9 protein-coding genes and 3 rRNA genes are annotated in these 19,434 nt (G+C 57.9%); 1 reads left to right on the top strand and 11 read right to left on the bottom strand.

The window, feature by feature from the left end; genetic code table 11:
- Nucleotides 1-17: 17 nt before the first annotated feature.
- Nucleotides 18-1,631, bottom strand: coding sequence for a glycoside hydrolase family 32 protein (locus DDF78_RS02145; protein ID WP_162000800.1), 1,614 nt, complete (start codon nt 1,629-1,631; stop codon nt 18-20).
- A 247-nt stretch (nt 1,632-1,878) separates the two neighbouring features.
- Between DDF78_RS02145 and DDF78_RS02150 the strand changes: the two genes are divergently transcribed.
- A complete protein-coding gene (locus tag DDF78_RS02150) occupies nt 1,879-3,888 on the top strand; it encodes a sucrose-specific PTS transporter subunit IIBC (RefSeq protein ID WP_162000801.1) in 2,010 nt (669 codons plus the stop codon).
- Between the two features lie 156 nt (nt 3,889-4,044).
- On the opposite strand, the gene DDF78_RS02155 is transcribed toward DDF78_RS02150, so the two are convergent.
- From DDF78_RS02155 to DDF78_RS02205, 10 genes are all read right to left on the bottom strand, one after another.
- Nucleotides 4,045-5,025 (bottom strand): LacI family DNA-binding transcriptional regulator, encoded by a 981-nt coding sequence (locus DDF78_RS02155; protein WP_202613176.1) that lies wholly within the window; start codon nt 5,023-5,025, stop codon nt 4,045-4,047.
- A 318-nt stretch (nt 5,026-5,343) separates the two neighbouring features.
- Nucleotides 5,344-6,309, bottom strand: a complete 966-nt coding sequence (locus DDF78_RS02160; RefSeq protein WP_152581543.1) for a CTP synthase — start codon at nt 6,307-6,309, stop codon at nt 5,344-5,346.
- Nucleotides 6,310-6,965: 656 nt separating this feature from the next.
- Nucleotides 6,966-9,845, bottom strand: coding sequence for a cation-translocating P-type ATPase (locus DDF78_RS02165; protein WP_162000803.1), 2,880 nt, complete (start codon nt 9,843-9,845; stop codon nt 6,966-6,968).
- 253 nt (nt 9,846-10,098) lie between these two features.
- A complete protein-coding gene (locus tag DDF78_RS02170; protein ID WP_152581545.1) occupies nt 10,099-10,386 on the bottom strand; it encodes a hypothetical protein in 288 nt (95 codons plus the stop codon).
- Nucleotides 10,387-10,403: 17 nt separating this feature from the next.
- Nucleotides 10,404-11,342, bottom strand: coding sequence for an aldo/keto reductase (locus DDF78_RS02175; RefSeq protein ID WP_152581546.1), 939 nt, complete (start codon nt 11,340-11,342; stop codon nt 10,404-10,406).
- 299 nt (nt 11,343-11,641) lie between these two features.
- Nucleotides 11,642-11,758 (bottom strand): 5S ribosomal RNA (gene rrf, locus DDF78_RS02180).
- A gap of 194 nt (nt 11,759-11,952) precedes the next feature.
- Nucleotides 11,953-15,018, bottom strand: a 23S ribosomal RNA gene (locus DDF78_RS02185).
- A 451-nt stretch (nt 15,019-15,469) separates the two neighbouring features.
- A 16S ribosomal RNA gene (locus DDF78_RS02195) occupies nt 15,470-16,993 on the bottom strand.
- The 16S, 23S and 5S rRNA genes sit together here, the layout of an rRNA operon.
- A 570-nt stretch (nt 16,994-17,563) precedes the next feature.
- Complete coding sequence (locus DDF78_RS02200) at nt 17,564-18,661, bottom strand: LacI family DNA-binding transcriptional regulator (RefSeq protein WP_152581850.1); 1,098 nt, start codon at nt 18,659-18,661, stop codon at nt 17,564-17,566.
- Nucleotides 18,662-18,899: 238 nt separating this feature from the next.
- Complete coding sequence (locus tag DDF78_RS02205; protein ID WP_162000829.1) at nt 18,900-19,433, bottom strand: VOC family protein; 534 nt, start codon at nt 19,431-19,433, stop codon at nt 18,900-18,902.
- Nucleotide 19,434: the final 1 nt, after the last annotated feature.

Below are 19,434 nucleotides of genomic sequence, written 5' to 3' on the forward strand. Positions count from 1 at the left end.
TGCGCATCTGCCATTGGTTATCGGGGCAACGTGCACGTCATATCGTTGGGCATCGGGTGCCCATCGGCAGTGCAGAACACTTTCAGGGCATCCTCGCCGAGGAATACGCGGCTCGTCAGCGCTACCTCGCCCCCATTGAGATAGATTTCAAGCACAGAGTGATCAAAGATGCAATCGACAACCACTGCATCCCCAGAACGCCAGTCCGGCGCGAACGTTGCGATGCGGATTGCAGAAGTTTGCTCTCCGGCACCTTGATATAAGGTTTGACTACGATCAAGCGTGATTGTGCCGCCTTCGAAGTGCATGTCAAGGGAACAGCGTCCCGCTTCGATGCGAATCATCGCCTGCTCGTCGTATTGCGTGATGAACTGCAGCCGCCATGCACGCTGGCCGCCCAGTGGCAGCAGCTCGCCGTCCTTGGGCAGACCATCGGCAGATATCTCGAACTGTGCTCCGAAGCATTCCGGTGTCGGCGCGGGGTTCTGTCGCACGACCTTGCCGTGCAAGGTAAGCTTGCGCGGCAAGGTCAGGGAGTGCAGCCAGCCCGCACTCGTCAACGAGGGCAGGCCGTCCTCTCCTGCATTGCCAGCCCATCCGATGAGCAGCATGGACCCGTCTGGGCCCGCGAAACATTGCGGCGCATAGAATTCTGTTCCACCGTCGAGTTCGCGGAATCGCGTGCAGTTACGAAGAACGTTGCCATCAAGATCGCCTATGACGTAGCCGCATTGGAATGTGTTCTGGAACCGTTCGCCATCGCGCCTGAGTCCTTGCGGGCACCACAGCGCCACGGTTCGCTCGCGGCCGGAGACTTCGTCCTTAAGCGTGAAAATATTGGGGCATTCCCACATAAAACCGAAGTCGGCGAGCTCTTCCGCGTCTGGGCCTGCGAACTGCAATTCGCCGTCGAAACGCCAGTCACGCAGGTTCGGCGACGAGAATAGTGCGATGGCACCGCTTTCGTTGGCTCGCTGTGCACCGAGGCACATCCGGTAAGCGGCATCCGGCGAGGCGCTGAACGAGTCGCCGGGCCGGCCAAAGACCATCGGGTCACGGAAATGGGCGGTATAGCCACCCGGGATGACTGGGATGACTGGATTGTCCGGCCACTTCTCGCAGCGCCAGATGGGCAGCGCATCGTCGGCCTTCTGCGCTGACAGGCTGCGCCCAGCCTCACCCCTCACCGCCACACCGTTCTTAGCCCCACCGCCCTCGGTCATATCGAAAGCACATTGGTATGCATGCCGCGCGCCGGACGGATCCTTGACATTGCCGGTGTACAAGCATGTGACGTGGTCGCCGAAAGCGACAGCGCTGCCGGAGTAGCACCCGTCCTTGTCATACCAACGCTCTGGTGCGATGGCTGGCTCAACGTGCTGCCAATGGATGAGATCAGCTGACACCGCATGCCCCCAGTACACAGCTTTCGCCTCTGGAACGTAAGGGCCCCACTGGTAGAACACGTGATATCGGCCGTGCCAGTAGACCAGGCCATTCGGGTCGTTCAAGCGGCCAACGGGCGCAGCAATGTGCCAGACTGGGTAGTCGTGGTCGTTATGAACGCGCTCCAACGCCGCTCGGCGTCGGGCGTCCGCAAGATCCAAAAGATCATATTCTGTCGGTTGCACGATTTCATTATAGACCAATATGACAATCGTTTGCTATAGGCTAAGTTCCGGCAACACGTGCAGCACCCACTGTGGTTAGCCATACAAACAGACAGCCATACGTTTAGAATCGACACGCACACGTCGTCTCGATATGTCAATCGTTTGACATATTTACATAAATCCGTTATCCTGAGACTCGACAGCTTGTTTACCCGCTGTCAACCCAATGTCATGTAACCGCGTGTTGTTCACCGAGGAGCGAATCATGCAACATAAACAGGTAGCCAAGGACGTCCTAGCGGCGCTCGGCGGCCCGAAGAATATTCAGGCGGCGGCACACTGCGCAACGAGACTGCGCATTGTCACCATCGATAAAACGGCCATTGACCAGCAGGCGCTTGACGCGAACCCTGATGTCAAAGGCACATTCGAGGCCGGCGGGCAGTTCCAGATCATCATCGGGCCAGGTGACGTCGACAAGGTATACGACGCCCTCATCAGCGAGGCCGGCATAACCGGAGCCACAAAGGACGAAGTCAAGCAAGTCGCGGGCCAGCAGGGCAACTGGGCCGTTCGGTTCATTAAGACGCTTGCTGATATCTTCGTGCCAATCCTGCCCGCGCTGATTGCTGGCGGCCTGCTCATGGCGTTGCACAACATCATCGGACCAGGCGGCTTGCTCGGTAAGGATGGGCTACCCGGAATCTGGCCAGCTACCGCAGGCATCATCGACCTCGTCAACATGCTTGCTGCGGCCGCATTCACCTTCCTGCCCATTATCGCCGCGTTCTCGGCCGCGAAGCGCTTCGGCGCGAATCCGTATCTCGGCGCGACGATTGGCGCAGCGATGGTCATGCCTCAACTGGTGAACGGATATAATGTTGCAGCTACAGTTCAGGCAGGGAAGATGCCGTTCTGGGATGTCTTTGGGCTCCACGTCGCACAGGCGGGGTACCAAGGTTCAGTCATCCCCGTCCTTGCCGTCGTATATCTCATGTCGGTTGTCGAGAAGCTGTTCCACAAACTGCTGCGAGGCACAATCGACTTCCTCTTCACGCCGATGATCACCATTCTGATCACCGGTCTGGCAACGTTCATTTTCGTCGGCCCGATCATGCGCACAGTCAGCGATGCCCTGACGAATGGCATCCTGTGGCTCTATTCGTCCACAGGAATCTTCGGCGGCGCGGTCTTCGGCTTCTTCTATTCACTTATCGTTGTCACCGGTCTGCACCAGAGTTTCCCTCCAGTGGAACTGGCGCTGTTCGAAAAGGGCGGATCTTTTATCTTCGCGACCGCATCTATGGCGAATGTCGCGCAGGGAGCTGCCTGCCTCGCGGTTTTCCTGCTCATGAAGAAAAAAAGCAAGCTGCGCGCACTCGCCGGCGGGTCGAGTTTCTCAGCGCTGCTAGGCATCACCGAACCAGCAATCTTCGGCGTGACCCTGCGCATGCGGTTCCCATTCTTCATCGGCATGTGCGCCACGGCGGTTTCCGGTGCCCTAATCAGCTACTTCCACGTCGTGGCAACGGCCCTCGGGGCGGCTGGGCTTCTGGGCTTCGTCTCGATCAAGACCCAGCGCATTCCGGAGTTCTTCCTCTGCATGGTGGTCAGCTTCGTGCTATCGTTCGGCGCGACTTACGCATACGGAAAATACCGCTTGCACAAGGGGCTTCCACTTGACCCGGACACGCCGCTCGCCAGCGCTGAAAACGACAGCACCGACAGCATCAACGCTCCGGAGCCGATTCCGGGCGCTACAACAGACTTCGATGTGACTTCGCCGGTCAACGGCGACATTATGGCGTTGTCCGACGTGCATGATGCGTCCTTTGCCCAAGGACTGCTCGGCCCAGGTGTTGCTGTTGCGCCGCGCGAAGGCGATGTCGTCTCGCCAGTCGATGGCGTCGTGCGCGTCGCATTCCCCACTGGGCATGCCTACGGGCTGCAGAGTGCGAGCGGCATCGAATTGCTCATTCACATTGGCCTGGACACGGTGACTCTCAACGGCAAGTACTTCGAGCCCCAGGTCAAGGCCGGCGATTTCGTCCGCCGCGGCGACGTGTTGGCGCACGTCGATTGGGAAGGCCTGAAGTCAGAGGGCTTCGACATCACGACGCCAATCGTTGTCACAAACGCTGCGATGTTCGCGGACGTTACCGTTCCTCAGCGCGAGAAACCAGCCATTTCGACCCAAGATGTCGTTCTGAGCGTCGAAAACAAGCTCGTGGCCGAGTCCACGGCTGCGTCGGAAGAGCAGCAGCAACAGGCGTAGCTGGGCGTGCTTCGCATGTAACAGTGTGCTTCATGCCGTGAAGCACACTGTTACATAGTACTGTTGCATGCGTTTGGGCCCGCATGGATCCGCTTAGGACCATGCGGGCCCAAACGCATTCGCAGTGCGCATTCGCGGCACTCACGCTGCCTGCGGCTACGCCGTCCATCCTCGATGCATGTCGACGGGCAGCACAATCTCGTCTGGCGGCCTGACCGACGCTGTGGCACCGATGCGCGCAAGCAGCACGGAAACGGCACGCTCGGCAATGCGGTCAATCGGCTGCACGACGGTGGTCAGGCCAGGAACGGATTGCGTGACCATCGGCGTACCGTCATACCCGACGATTTTGAGGGCATCGGGGACCTCAATGCTTCGCCGCTTCGCCCACTCAAGCGCGAGCAACGCTGTGAGATCGTCGGTGGCAAACAGGCCGTCAAGCTCAGATTGGCAATCGAGCCAATCGAACAATCGCGCCTGCCTGGCTTGCCGTGGCGTATCGAAGCCATATTCGAAGACATTCGATGCAATGCCGGCGGCTTTGAGCGCTGTCCGATACGCCCCAGCGCGAGCATTCTGCGGCGAATCCGTTGCGGTAACCAGCACGATTGATCGGCATCCTTGATTGATCAAGAGCTCGGTGGCGATGCGCCCGCCCATAGCATTGTCGCTGCGGACATTGGGGATATGCGCGCCCATCTGCCGGTCGACAGCGACGATTGGCAAGGTCGCATGGGCGTAGCCGTCGATGAGGTCGTTATGCGCGCTCGTGATGATGCCGTCTACCTGATTCGCCTGAAGCAGGTCGAGGTACGCGCGTTCCTGCTCAGCCTGCCCTTGGCTATTGCACAACAGCATCTTGTAGCCGGAGGTGGCGAGGGCTCCTTCAATCGCAGCGGCGAGCTCGCCGAAGAATGGGTTGGCGACTGTCGGGACGATGAGCCCTATGAGATACGTGCGCTGTCCAAGCAATGACCGTGCGATTTCGTTCGGCCGGTATCCAAGCTCATCGATTGCCTGATGCACGGCCTGCTTCGTCGCGGCGCTCAAATACCCGCGATTGTTGAGAACCCTCGATACTGTCGTGGCCGACACACCCGCGCGCTTCGCCACATCGCTGAGCTTCGGTTTGGCCATGTTTCTCATTTCAATGTGTTCTGTGCTATTACTGTGCTACCAGCGGCTGGTGTTCGTCGTGCAATGAGACGCTGCTAGCCAGCGTCAACGTCTTAACTCAAGTCTACTGGGCTTCAGGACTCCCCATTGGCAGGCGATTCGCCAAGTCCCTGCTCGCCGTGCCCAGCATACCGATACGCGAGAGACTCGATGGTTACTAGTATCGACGTCACGCAAATAAGGTCGTTTGCGTGACAAACGTACTAGAAATCACTGGTTCTCGTATTGTCGTCACGCAAAACCATCAGTTTGCGTGACGACAATACGAGAACGCTGCTGCTACAGCCGAAACCGGCGAGGCACCTGCGCATCAGTGAGCAGCGATACTATCTTTTCGCGGTTGAACAGGTCATCGTAATCGAAACGAATGATAATGCTCACGCCAGCCGCCATAAGAACCTGTTCACGTCGATTCTGCTGGTTCACAATGGCTTTGATGGTGCGACGCCCCGTCATGCTCGGATCTACGTACTTCGCCATGCCGTCATATTCGACCACGACAATCCGGCCATCCGGAAGCGTCCATGAAAAATCGACACGGCATCGTTCTGCGCCATTGCGCGGGTTCACGAATACACGCTGCAAGTCAGGAGGCACGAACCCCTCTTCAATGGTCGCACCGCGAAGCATCGACTCGCCGCCATTCTCGCTGCGCGGATCGACATAGGTCAGCAGCAGTTCGATAGCTGCGCAATCACCATGCATCGCCGCACATGCCGCCCTCACCTCATCTGCTGTGACCGCCGTCAAGGCAAAGGCCGAGTCGAATATGGCAAGAGCTTGACAAAACGGCAGCAGCATTCCGCAATCAACTAGCGTACGGGCAATCGACGTCACGCGCATCCCGCCAATAACACACACTGGAATCGTCGCCATATAAATACGATTGAGATTCGTGCTATGCAGTTTCCCGGATTTATTCGCAGTATCGGCGATATACACGCCTGCACGGTGAATGAACCACTGATGCTCAAAGCCGTGGAACGCCGCAGAAGTCGGCCCTGCAAACACCCATGACGGGTGAAGAATCATAAGCGCCCTTGCAATATGCATGGTTTTCTGCGTCAAATTGAGCAACGCCCAATACTCCGCATCTGCAAATATGCCTCGATACGGACTGACTACCTGCTTGCAGTGAACTCGCCGGAGCAAAGCCACCTGGTCGGCATGATTCTGCGCAACGGCACATCGCTGATGGTCGCTCGCCGTCGTCAGCAGTCGAGTAATGCGTGAATGAGTCCTCATAACAATTCACACTACGGCTCATCAGCCAGACATCAGAGAGTTTCCGGGCATTGTGGAAAAGGGCTACCATTCCGGCGTGTTGTGGATAGGGTGTGGATAACTTAGATGCGAATATCCCGAATGTGGATAACTCCGAAGCGGACATCCCATCCACTAGTACGTTCGTCACGCAAATGGGGCTATTTGCGTGACAAACGTACTAGTAACAGCCAGTCCTAGTAGTGACATCACGCAAATAAGGTCGTTTGCGTGACGAAAATACGAGTAGCTTGCGTTTCTCGTACCGTGATCACGCAGACTCATGGAAGCGTCACGATTCGGAATAGAGGATGCGAAAATCCGGAATAGCGGTCCGTAAATCTCGGAATAGCACCCTTAAAAATCCGGAATAGCAGGGCATTCATGGCACGAAGTTTGGCAGGACGCTACCGATGAAGGCATTGTCTCAGCTCATCGATTGATTCTTATCGGCTGAATCTGGCCGTTTGCGGCTTAACGGCTTGCTCGGCTCCTGAACTTATCACCTACTTATCACTTAACTTAACACTTACCAACCAGAGGTGTTAAGTTAAGTGATAAGTAGGTGGCAAGTTTCGTCCCCAGTATCTTGTCGCAGAACTCCAGCAGCCGAACGCGCTGCATATTGCTTCAAGACCTCAGGAGTTGTTCAGCAAGCGCAGCACACCGCGGCGGGCCCTGTGACCGGCGGCGCGCAGGCCGCTTCGCGCACCGTGGTAGCCGTATTTGGCCATCAGCGTGCGAATCAGCTTGTCGCCCTCGCTGAAGACGAGCACGCTCAGTCCCAGCGCCCAGCAAATGAGCCATTCCGTTGCTGAAAGCGGGCCGACGCCCAAAACCGCAGCGGCAGCCGGGATGTACATGACACTCGCATGCACAATCAGTGCGAGGACAGCTGCAATCAGCAGGAAGGGGTTGCGCAGCGGATTGAGCCGGAAGATCGAGATGTTTTCCGAGCGCGCCGACATCGACATGAAGAAGTTGAAGAGCACCAATAGTGTCAGCGCCATCGTCCGCGCGGTCGTCTCATCATAGCCATCGTCGATCATCACGCGGAACATGACGAGAATGCAGATGGCCATCCACAGCCCGCACACCGCGGTTCTGGCCCACATAGCCGCCGAAAGCAGCCCTTCGCTCGCCTTGCGCGGCGGGCGGGAAAGCTCGTCGCCCTGACCGGGTTCGAAGGCGAGCGCGATATCCTGCACGCCGTTGGTGACGAAGTTGATCCAGAGCATCTGCAGCGGCATGAAGAGCAGCGGCATTTCGGCAATCACATTGACGCCAACTGCGATCACGGCCGCGACCGCTGTGGAGAGCAGGAAGAAGGCCGATCCACGAATGGCCTTGAAGGTGACGCGCCCTTCGCGCACCGCTTGCGTGATGGTGACGAAATTGTCGTCGGTGAGCACCACGTCACTGGCCTCGCGGGCCACGTCGGTGCCCGACTCGCCCATGGCGATGCCGACGGAGGCGGCCTTCAAGGCCGGAGCGTCGTTGACGCCGTCACCGGTCACTGCGACGGTATGGCCCTCGTCTTGCAAAGCCTCCACGATACGCAGCTTGTCCTGCGGGGACACTCTGGCCGCAATTGAAGTCTCTTTGAGGCGGGCTTTGAGCACTTCATCGCTCATTTCGAGCATTTCGCTGCCGGTTATGGCGTTGTCGGTGTGGCGCAGCCCCAGCCGTTCGCCAATCGCCTGCGCGGTCAGCGGATGATCGCCGGTGATCATCTTGACTTCGATGCCGGCCTGTGCGCATTGTGCAATCGCCTCGCGCACGCCTTCACGCGGCGGATCAAGCATCCCCTCAAGCCCTAGGAAGGTCATCGATTCCGGTTCACGGTAATCCTGCGGGCGGGCGTCCGGCCCGAGTTCACGCATGGCTACGCCGATGACGCGCAGCCCCTTGCCACCCATGCCCTCGTAGACCTCGTCGATGCGGGCGAGGTCGATTGGCTCGGTCACCGCGCTGCCATTGCGACCATCGGCACTACGCTCGCCAGTTCCGCCGCTATTTCTACCGCTTTCAGCAACATCAACATTCGCGCCAGTTTCGCCGTTATTCCTGCCACCCTCGACGGCCATCGTCGCGCACATAGCCGCGACGGTATCGGGCGCGCCTTTGACATACTGTGTGTAGCTGCCATCGGCGTTGCGCCGTATGGTCATCGAGTAGCGCAATTCCGGCTCGTACGGCGTTTCGAACACAATCGGCAGGTCGCGGTCGCTTTGCGAGACGGCGCCCATATCGTCGGCCGCGCGGGCCATCGCCACATCCACTGCGTCACCGCCATAGCGCACCTCGCCGGATGCCTCAACGTGCCGATGCGCCTCATTGGTCAGTGCGCCGGCACGCAGCAAACGCGCCACATCGTCTTTCCACAGTTGAGACTCGATATCCTCCTGCGACCGGCAGTCATGCGGCTGCGCTGCCCCAATCGAACACGTCTCGACCGTCATGCGATTCTGCGTCAATGTGCCGGTCTTGTCGGATCCGATAACCGTAGCCGATCCCAGCGTTTCCACCGCAGGCAGCGTACGCACGATGGCATTGCGCTTGGCCATGCGCGAAACCGCCAGCGACATCGCCACGGTCAGCACGATTGGCAGTGCTTCCGGCATCGCCGCGACGGCCAGCGCGACCGAGGAGAGGAAGGCATCAGTGGCATTGCCGTTGATAATCGTGCCGCCGATGAAGACGAACAGCGCTACGATGATGACCGCAATCGCGATGCCACGCTCGGTGCGGCTCATGATCTGCTCAAGTGGAGTCGAGGCGTGCGTGCCGATGACCAGATCGTTGATTTCGCCCAGCTCGGTGTTCGATCCGGTGCCGACAACGACGCCGCGCCCGCGCCCGCCAGTCACCATCGTGCCGGAGAAGGCAATCGATTTGCGGTCGCCCAGCGGGGCATCCCGGTCGCTTACCTTGGTGTTCTTGCTGGCATCTTCGCTTTCGCCGGTCAGCATCGATTCGTCGATGCGCAGATTATTAGTCTCGATAAGGCGCAGATCAGCTGGCACACGGTCGCCGCTTTCCAGCAGCACCACGTCTCCCGGCACGAGCGAAGGCGTCGAAAGCGAGGCCACGCGCCCATCGCGAATCACCCGGCTCGTCGGCGCCGACAGCGACGCCAGCGCACGCACGGCTTGATTCGCCTTGATTTCCTGATAAAAGCCGATGATGGCATTGAGCAGCAGCACCACGAAAATCGCGATAGCATCCACATGATGATCCAGCACCATCGTGACGATGCCGCAGACGATAAGCACCGCAATCAGCGGGCTTTTGAACTGCAGCAGAAACACTTTCCACTTGGGGGTCGGCACGGCGGCTTCCAACGCATTCTCGCCGAAGATGCCGAGCCTGCGTTTGGATTCCTCGCTGCTCAGGCCGTTCGCCGCGGTGTGCAGGGCGTCCAGCGTCGCCTCCGGGCTGAGGCTGTGCCAAGCCTCCTCGGCAACCATCTCGTTCGTTACCGCAGCGATGCTCGCGCCTGTAGCGTTGCCTGTCATGGTGGAGTTCGTCGCCAATTCTTCTGCCGTCTGATTCTCTCTTTTCGTCGCATTCGTCATAGTCGTGCAAGGCCTTTCATCGATCGCCATGGTCGGTTTCGGTCAGTAATCGCCGCACGTATGCCACATATGATGCGCAAATTCCCCTCGGCAGCGCATCGTAGGCATCTGCCACAATCTCTATTTACGAACCTAACAAACGCAGGTAACGTGGCTCCTCTCTCGGTGAACACAGCCGGTGAACAAGGACGACCTACTTCCGGCGCGGCTTGTAGCCTCGCTTGCGCGAATGAGGCTTGCGGCGGCCCTGTGCAGATCCATGTGTAGAGCCGTGCGCTGAACCTTGCCCAGCCCCATACGCGAAGGCCGTGTCCGGGTCACGATGCGTCAGATGCCATGCCCCGCAGTATTCGCAGCGATAGACCCACAGCTGCACGCCGCGCTCGGCGAGGCTGGCCTCGGCGGCGCGTTCGGCCTGGGCCTTGTCATGGTACATAATCTTGTTCGAGGTCACGCACCGTTTAGGAGTGAAATAATGCACGATTGCACGGCACCCGCTTACGGCAGATCGTTGCCCGCCGCGAGATAGAGGTCGTACCACTCCTGCGCGGTCAGCTCCACCTCGGTGCCGGCGACCATATCAGTCAGGCGGGAAGGAGTCATCGACCCCAGCAGCACCTGCATTTTCGCTGGATGACGCAGAATCCACGCCACCGCTATCGCGCTCTTGCCAACGCCGTACTGCCTCGCCAGCTTATCCAGTTCCTCGTTGAGTTCCGGGAATTTCGGATTATCGATAAACACGCCTTCGAAGAAGCCAAACTGGAACGGGCTCCACGCCTGAATGGTCATATGCCGCAGCCGGGAGTAAGCCAGCAGTCCGCCATCATGGTCGAGGCTCGGCGCATCCTCCATATTAACGTGGAACTCCTGCTGAATCATGTTGGTGTGGCCCAGCCCGAACTGCAGCTGATTGACTTCGAGCTTCTGCGACACCGCGCTCTGCAGCAGTTCGACCTGCCACGGGTTGACATTGCTGACGCCGAAATGACGCACTTTGCCGCTGGTCTGCAGCTCATTGAAGGCCTGAGCGAGTTCGTCCACATCCACCAGCGTGTCCGGGCGATGCAAGAGCACGAAGTCAACATAATCGGTTTGCAGATTCTCAAGCTCATCGTCGAGCGCCGCAACCAAATGCTTCTTCGAGAAGTCGTACCGAGCGATGTCATTCGATTCCGAATCGCGATAGATGCCGAACTTCGTCTGCACGAAAATGCTGTCGCGTTCCACGCCAAGATCGACCAGAGCCTGGCCAAAACGCCGACTGCTCTCGCCAGCCGAATAGCAATCGGCCGTATCAAAGAAGTTCACACCGGCATCGAGCACGGTTTTTACGATTTCGTCGGCCTCATCCTGCTGCTTCTCATTGATTCGCATCACGCCGAGGGCCACGCGCGAAGCCGTGACGCCTGAAGTTCCTAATGGCGCATATTTCATTGCCGCTCCTTCGAGTCTTGTGGACATGTCTTGTGGACATATAAGTGCCCCCATTGTATGGCCCTGCCTTGTCATGGAGCGTGTTGAAACATTGTGGCTGCGCCTCTACAGCGTACGTTTTATGGTACGTTTCGTGAGTCCGTATTGGAAAACGTACGGTAAGCGCGATCCAGTGTATGTTTTTTGCTGTGGAGCGCTGCGTTGTGTTCCGTGTCGTGCTGGTGCTGGTGTTGTTTTTGTGTGTGCGAAAGGGGCCCCGGGGATCGTGTGATCCTCGGGGCCCCTCTTGTGAAGTATTATTGCGGCGGCGTGCTACTCTCCCACGCCCTGTCGAGCGCAGTACCATCGCCGTGCTGGGTCTTAGCTTCCGGGTTCGGAATGGGACCGGGCGTCTCCCCCAGGCCATGGCCGCCGCAAATCTTTAGTTGTCATGCACGCCTTCGCGGCATGCATGGGATGTGATGGTTCGGGGACCGGCTAGTGGACGCGGGCGTGTTGCCTTGCGCAGATTCGACGATGTGTTCGTGTTGCGTTGCATTTCAGTGCTCCAGTCGTCTGGAGCGGTCTAGATGAGGCTCCTCACGTACCCTTCCCTCGTAGGGGAAGTGTGGTGTGGTTGCCTTTCGACCGTTAGTGCAGGTCAGCTCCACCCCTCGCGGGGCTTCCACGTCCTGTCTATCAACCACGTGTTCTGCATGGGGTCTACAGCGGCTCGAGGCCGCACGGAATACTGATCTCGGAGCAGGCTTCCCGCTTAGATGCTTTCAGCGGTTATCCCTTCCGAACGTAGCCAACCGGCCGTGCCACTGGCGTGACAACCGGCATACCAGAGGTTCGTCCACCCAGGTCCTCTCGTACTATGGGCAGGTCTCCTCAATATTCCAACGAGCGCAGAGGATAGAGACCAAACTGTCTCACGACGTTCTGAACCCAGCTCGCGTGCCGCTTTAATCGGCGAACGGCCGAACCCTTGGGACCTGCTACAGCCCCAGGATGCGACGAGCCGACATCGAGGTGCCAAACCATCCCGTCGATATGGACTCTTGGGAATGATCAGCCTGTTATCCCCGGGGTACCTTTTATCCGTTGAGCGATGCCGCGTCCGTACGCCGGCACCGGATCACTATCTCCGACTTTCGTCCCTGCTCGACCTGTCAGTCTCGCAGTCAAGCTCCCTTGTGCGATTGCACTCAACACCCGATTGCCAACCGGGCTGAGGGAACCTTTGAGCGCCTCCGTTACTCTTTAGGAGGCAACCGCCCCAGTTAAACTACCCGCCAGGCACTGTCCCTGACATGGATGACATGTCGAGGTTAGACATCAAATTCGGACAGAGCGGTATTTCACTTGGCGGCTCCACCATGGCTGGCGCCACGGCTTCGAAGCCTCCCGCCTATGCTACACAATCCGAACCTAATGACAATACCAAGGTATAGTAAAGGTCCCGGGGTCTTTTCGTCCTTCTGCGCTTAACGAGCATCTTTACTCGTACTGCAATTTCGCCGAGCTCCTGGTCGAGACAGTGGGGAAGTCGTTACGCCATTCGTGCAGGTCGGAACTTACCCGACAAGGAATTTCGCTACCTTAGGATGGTTATAGTTACCACCGCCGTTTACCGGGGCTTGAATTCACCGCTTCATCCGAAGACTGACGGATCCTCTTAACCTTCCGGCACCGGGCAGGCGTCAGTGCATATACAGCGACTTTCGTCTTCGCATGCACCTGTGTTTTTGGTAAACAGTCGCTACCCCCTCTTTTGTGCCACCCCCTACAGCTCGCCGGGCAAGCCGGTCCACCATGAGGGGCCTCCCTTATACCGAAGGCACGGGAGTGATTTGCCGAGTTCCTTGACCAGGATTCGCTCGATCGCTTTGGTATTCTCTACCTGACCACCTGTGTCGGTTTAGGGTACGGGCGGCATACGTCCTCGCGCCGAAGCTTTTCTCGGCAGCTGGGATCACCGGATTCGGCCCCGAAGGGCCCCATCATCACACCTCGCCCGATATCCCGCGGATTTGCCTACGGGACAGGCTGCGTGCTTGACCACGGAAAACCACCTCCGCGGCCGGCTACCCCTCTGCGTCACTCCTGCGCTGTCCTACTACAAGGATCGGTCCCAACAGCCGCATCGCATCCCCCTCCCGAAGGAAGGGTAAGCCACGCGGCCGGAGGTTAGTACTCCAGGCCTCGGATTTGACGGCCATACGCCGGTACGGGAATATCAACCCGTTCGTCCAGTCGACTACGCCTGTCGGCCTCGCCTTAGGACCCGACTCACCCGGGGACGTTGAACGTGGCCCCGGAACCCTTAGTCATCCAGCGGGCGGGATTGTAACCCGCCTTTCGCTACTCATGTCTGCATTCTCGCTTCCATGCAGTCCACGGCTGGCTTACGCCGCCGCTTCGCCCCGCATGGAACGCTCTCCTACCCAGCATCCAATAAAGGACACTGCCGCGTCTTCGGTGGTGTGCTTGAGCCCCGCTACATTGTCGGCGCGGAACCACTAGACCAGTGAGCTGTTACGCACTCTTTCAAGGATGGCTGCTTCTGAGCCAACCTCCTGGCTGTCTATGCGACTCCACATCCTTTCCCACTTAGCACACGCTTAGGGACCTTAGACGACGATCTGGGCTGTCTCCCTTTTGACGACGGAGCTTATCCCCCGCCGACTCACTGCCGCGATACGACCTCGCAGGTATTCGGAGTTTGGCTGCTGTCGGTACCCTATACGGGCCCTCAAGCATCCAGTAGCTCTACCCCCTGGAGGCAATGACGCGACGCTGCACCTAAATGCATTTCGGAGAGAACCAGCTATCACGGAATTTGATTGGCCTTTCACCCCTAGCCCCAAGTCATCCCCTCAGTTTTCAACCTAAGTGGGTTCGGTCCTCCACGCGGTCTTACCCGCGCCTCAACCTGCTCAGGGCTAGATCATCCCGCTTCGGGTCCAGGACACGCGACTCACACGCCTTTTAAGACTCGCCTTCGCTACGGCTCCCCCACCCGGGTTAGCCTCGCCACATGCCACTGACTCGCAGACTCATTTTTCGATAGGCACGCCGTCACCCCGAAAGGCTCCGACGGTTCGTAAGCGCATGGATTCAGAAACTATTTCACTCCCCTCCCGGGGTACTTTTCACCTTTCCCTCACGGTACTCGTTCGCTATCGGTCAGACAGGTATATTTAGACTTACCCAACGGTCTGGGCGGATTCACACGGGATTCCACGAGTCCCGTGCTACTTGGGAAACACGATCGGGAGTCAGCGCGCATACGGCTACGGGGCCATCACCCTCTGCGGCCCGGCATTCAATCCGGTTCGCCTCACGCGCTGATTGATCACTCCCGCCAGCCCCGTCAGAGGCTGGGCACATGCTCCCACGACACCGGTCGCGCAACGCCTGACGGCTATCACACGCGACCGGTTTAGTCTGCTCCGCTTTCGCTCGCCACTACTCACGGAATATCTTCTCCTGCAGGTACTGAGATGTTTCACTTCCCTGCGTACCCCCCGTTCGAAAACGGTGCCGGCCCATGACGGCCAGCGGGTTTCCCCATTCGGAAATCCTCGGATCAAAGCCCTGTTGGCGGCTCCCCGAGGCTTATCGCAGCCTCAAACGTCCTTCGTCGGTACTGTCTGCCAAGGCATCCACCATGCGCCCTTGCAAGCAACACGCACCCGTTCGCACGAATGCATACGCCGCAAGGATCTCATATAGCTTGCTCTCAGACAACTATCATCACACTAAAATGATCACAAAACGATCGACGCGATCCATCAAAAAATCAGGATCGGTCGAAATTGTCAAATCTAACAAAGCAAAGAACACCAAGTGTTCTTCGCTCGCGTCCACTATCCAGTTCTCAAACCACCACGCACCACGCGCATCGGCAGGCCATCACGGCCGCGCCTCAACGCGAGGGCACGAATCGCACCGAAACCCGAAGGAATCGGGGTGGCGATCCGGGAGCCCAAAAGCGCATCCCATACATACTTCCCGGCCCGAAGGCCAGCCAGGCACTCTCATGATCTCTTCCACACCAGCAGCCCGAGACTCAAGGACCGGAACATCCGGCCCGCTCGGGCGACACCGGCCAGCAGAACGCTGGCCTGAATTCTCCGTAGAAAGGAGGTGATCCAGCCGCACCTTCCGGTACGGCTACCTTGTTACGACTTAGTCCCAATCACGAGTCTCACCTTAGACGGCTCCTCCCAAAAAGGTTAGGCCACCGGCTTCGGGTGCTACCCACTTTCATGACTTGACGGGCGGTGTGTACAAGGCCCGGGAACGCATTCACCGCGACGTTGCTGATTCGCGATTACTAGCGACTCCGCCTTCACGCAGTCGAGTTGCAGACTGCGATCCGAACTGAGACCGGTTTTCAGGGATCCGCTCCGCCTCGCGGCGTCGCATCCCGTTGTACCGGCCATTGTAGCATGCGTGAAGCCCTGGACGTAAGGGGCATGATGATCTGACGTCATCCCCACCTTCCTCCGAGTTAACCCCGGCGGTCCCTTGCGAGTTCCCGCCATGACGCGCTGGCAACACAAGGCAAGGGTTGCGCTCGTTGCGGGACTTAACCCAACATCTCACGACACGAGCTGACGACGACCATGCACCACCTGTGAACCGGCCCCGAAGGGAAACCCCATCTCTGAGGTCGTCCGGAACATGTCAAGCCCAGGTAAGGTTCTTCGCGTTGCATCGAATTAATCCGCATGCTCCGCCGCTTGTGCGGGCCCCCGTCAATTTCTTTGAGTTTTAGCCTTGCGGCCGTACTCCCCAGGCGGGATGCTTAACGCGTTAGCTCCGACACGGAACCCGTGGAACGGGCCCCACATCCAGCATCCACCGTTTACGGCGTGGACTACCAGGGTATCTAATCCTGTTCGCTCCCCACGCTTTCGCTCCTCAGCGTCAATAACGGCCCAGAGACCTGCCTTCGCCATTGGTGTTCTTCCCGATATCTACACATTCCACCGTTACACCGGGAATTCCAGTCTCCCCTACCGCATTCTAGCCTGCCCGTACCCGGCGCAGATCCACCGTTAAGCGATGGACTTTCACACCGGACGCGACAAGCCGCCTACGAGCTCTTTACGCCCAATAATTCCGGATAACGCTTGCACCCTACGTATTACCGCGGCTGCTGGCACGTAGTTAGCCGGTGCTTATTCGAAAGGTACACTCACTCTCGCTTGCTCCCTAACAAAAGAGGTTTACAACCCGAAGGCCGTCATCCCTCACGCGGCGTCGCTGCATCAGGCTTGCGCCCATTGTGCAATATTCCCCACTGCTGCCTCCCGTAGGAGTCTGGGCCGTATCTCAGTCCCAATGTGGCCGGTCGCCCTCTCAGGCCGGCTACCCGTCGAAGCCTTGGTGGGCCATTGCCCCACCAACAAGCTGATAGGACGCGACCCCATCCCATGCCGATAAAATCCTTCCCAACCAGCCATGCAGCTGGTTGGAACATCCGGCATTACCACCCGTTTCCAGGAGCTATTCCGGAGCATGGGGCAGGTCGGTCACGCATTACTCACCCGTTCGCCACTCTCACCACGGCGCAAGCGCCATGGATCCCGTTCGACTTGCATGTGTTAAGCACGCCGCCAGCGTTCATCCTGAGCCAGAATCGAACCCTCCACAAAAAAATGCAGAAAGCCTCGAAAAGGCCCTCATATATATCAATTGACGGGACCGTTTATAAGGAAAACGATCCACACAAAACCCCAGCACCCATTCAAGCCCCACTCAGGGCACCCACGACAAAACGCGGGCAGGACGCCGGACTGGCAATCACAAAAATAATCTGACTATAAAAAGTAGTACAAAACACGCTCTTGAGTTCTCAAACCACCACCACACCAACAAACCGAAGCAATCCGAAGATTTCTTGTCGCTGTCAGGCAGCAAGGGATTAACTTACACGGGATGGCCCCCCAGCGCAAATCGGGCTTGTCGAAATAGTCTTGAATCGTTGGTATATAAGACATCTCTCGGCGTGTCGAAATCGCCGTTTTTCGGCCTTGATTCGCTCTGTGAATGGCGCGGGACCGCCAAAATACCTCGAATATTTCTGCTCTTCGGCGTGTCGCGGACTTGCTCTGCCGGTGTTCCTACCGATGCCGGGGCAAAACTCGCTTGCAGAAGCTTCAGCGAGCGGTATTTGCCTAGTTCTGGCTCATGCCCAGGCACAAAGCACCGTGCACCGCAATGTTCTACCGCGCAGTCCTCGGCGATATCTCACCGCTCCCTCGCTGAATAAAGGTCGTTGGAATGACAATCGAGCGTGGCGGCGAATCCACAGCATCCACCTTCTCGAGCATCAATTCAGCAGTGCGTCTGCCAAGCTCGGCACAATTCTGCGATACCACGCTCACACCGGGATCCAACAGGTCAAACAATTCGAAGTCATCGAAGCCAATAAGTGCGATATCGTGTTGCAGACTGGCGTCATATAAGGCGTGCAACGCTCCTATGGTAATGAAGTTCTGCGCGCTGAACACTGCTGTCGGGGCGTCGACCCGACGCAATGCTGCGACAAGGGCCTTCTGTGCATCAAGGCTGTTTGAGATTCCGGTGATGATGTTGTTCTCGTCCGGCGTGATGCCTGCTTCTTTGAAAGCATCGCGGAATCCTAGCTGGCGTTCCACGGCCGTTTGCGCAGCCATGCGCTCGGTCATCAGCAGTATGCTGCGATGCCCTTCGGCAATCAGCCGCGACGTAGCGGATTTCGCCGCTTCTCGGTTGTTGCTCGTCACATAGTTGGCAGCCAGTCCAGATGGCTTACGGTCAATGAACACCAGCGGTATGCCAAAAGACACAGCCAAGTCCAGATTGCTCGCATCGTCCCCTGAAGAGTTGAGAATGATGCCGTCCACACGCCGCCTCACGAGATCATTCATGATGATGCCGGTTTGCGAAGGGTCTTCATGCGAACTGCCTGTAATCAGCGTGTAGTTCTTCAGACGCAGTGTGTCTTCGATGCTGCTTTGAATCTGCCCAGCAAATGGGTTGTCAACACTGCTGACGATAAGCCCGAAGGTGTTGGCTCGCCCGTCCGAACGTCGCAGGCTTCGAGCACGTACATCCACCTGATAGTGGAGCTTCTCTACGGCTTTCCAGACGCGTGCCTGAGTTTCCTTGGACACATAGTGCTCTCCGTTGACCACACGTGAAACAGTTTTCAGCCCAACACCGGCTTCGGCCGCGACCTGCCGCATCGTCATGTTCCTGCCACTCACCACTTTCGGCGCGTTGGAAAGCTCGAGATTTTTCTCGCGCGGTTGAATGGCGTCCGTTTCCGAGTCGTTCACAGTCACTCTCTTCCGACAATCGAATTCTGGCCGTCAGCGAGAAGAATCAAATGAATTGTGACCTCTGTCCCAAATGCCGGCATGGCATATTCATTATATATGCCCAAATTGGCGTTTCTGCAGCAGGATGCTGCCGGATAATTAACAACTCACGCAAAATGCAGTGGGCGGCCTGCCCCTCTGAGATACTTCAGAGGGGCAGGCCGCCCACTGTGACGACGCCTAGACTCCTAGACGCCTAATCTAGGGCAGGATACTCCACCAGCTCCACGCGAAAACCTTCGGGATCCTCCACCATAATGGAGTAGAACCCAAGCTGCTTGGCGAAAACCAAGGAGGCGATGACTTTCCCGCCCAGAAGCGTAACCCGCTGTGCCACCTGTTCAATATTGGAAACACTGAACGCTATGTGGTGGCGAGCCTCTTGCTCGAAGGCACGCGGTTGACGGCGCCCATCGCGATACTCGATGAGCTCAATGAGATCCTGATGTTCGCTTTCAAGATATTGGATGACGTGATTGCCCATATCCACCTTCCGGCTGGCCTTCAATCCCACTGCCGAAGTGTAGAATCTAGTCTGCTCTTCCAGAGAATCTACGACCAAGGCCACGTGATTAAGGCAGACAGGCCGTGCAACGATGGCGTCGCTGTCCGAATCTGTCGCGCCGGCAGCCTTGTTGGTGTTCGCAGCTGCACGCGTTTCCGCTGCCGTATCCGTAGTCTGATGAGAATTACCATATTGCGGATAATCGGGTTTCATGGGTTGTGTCATT

This window comes from Bifidobacterium tibiigranuli (genome assembly GCF_009371885.1).
GTDB lineage: Bacteria > Actinomycetota > Actinomycetes > Actinomycetales > Bifidobacteriaceae > Bifidobacterium > Bifidobacterium tibiigranuli.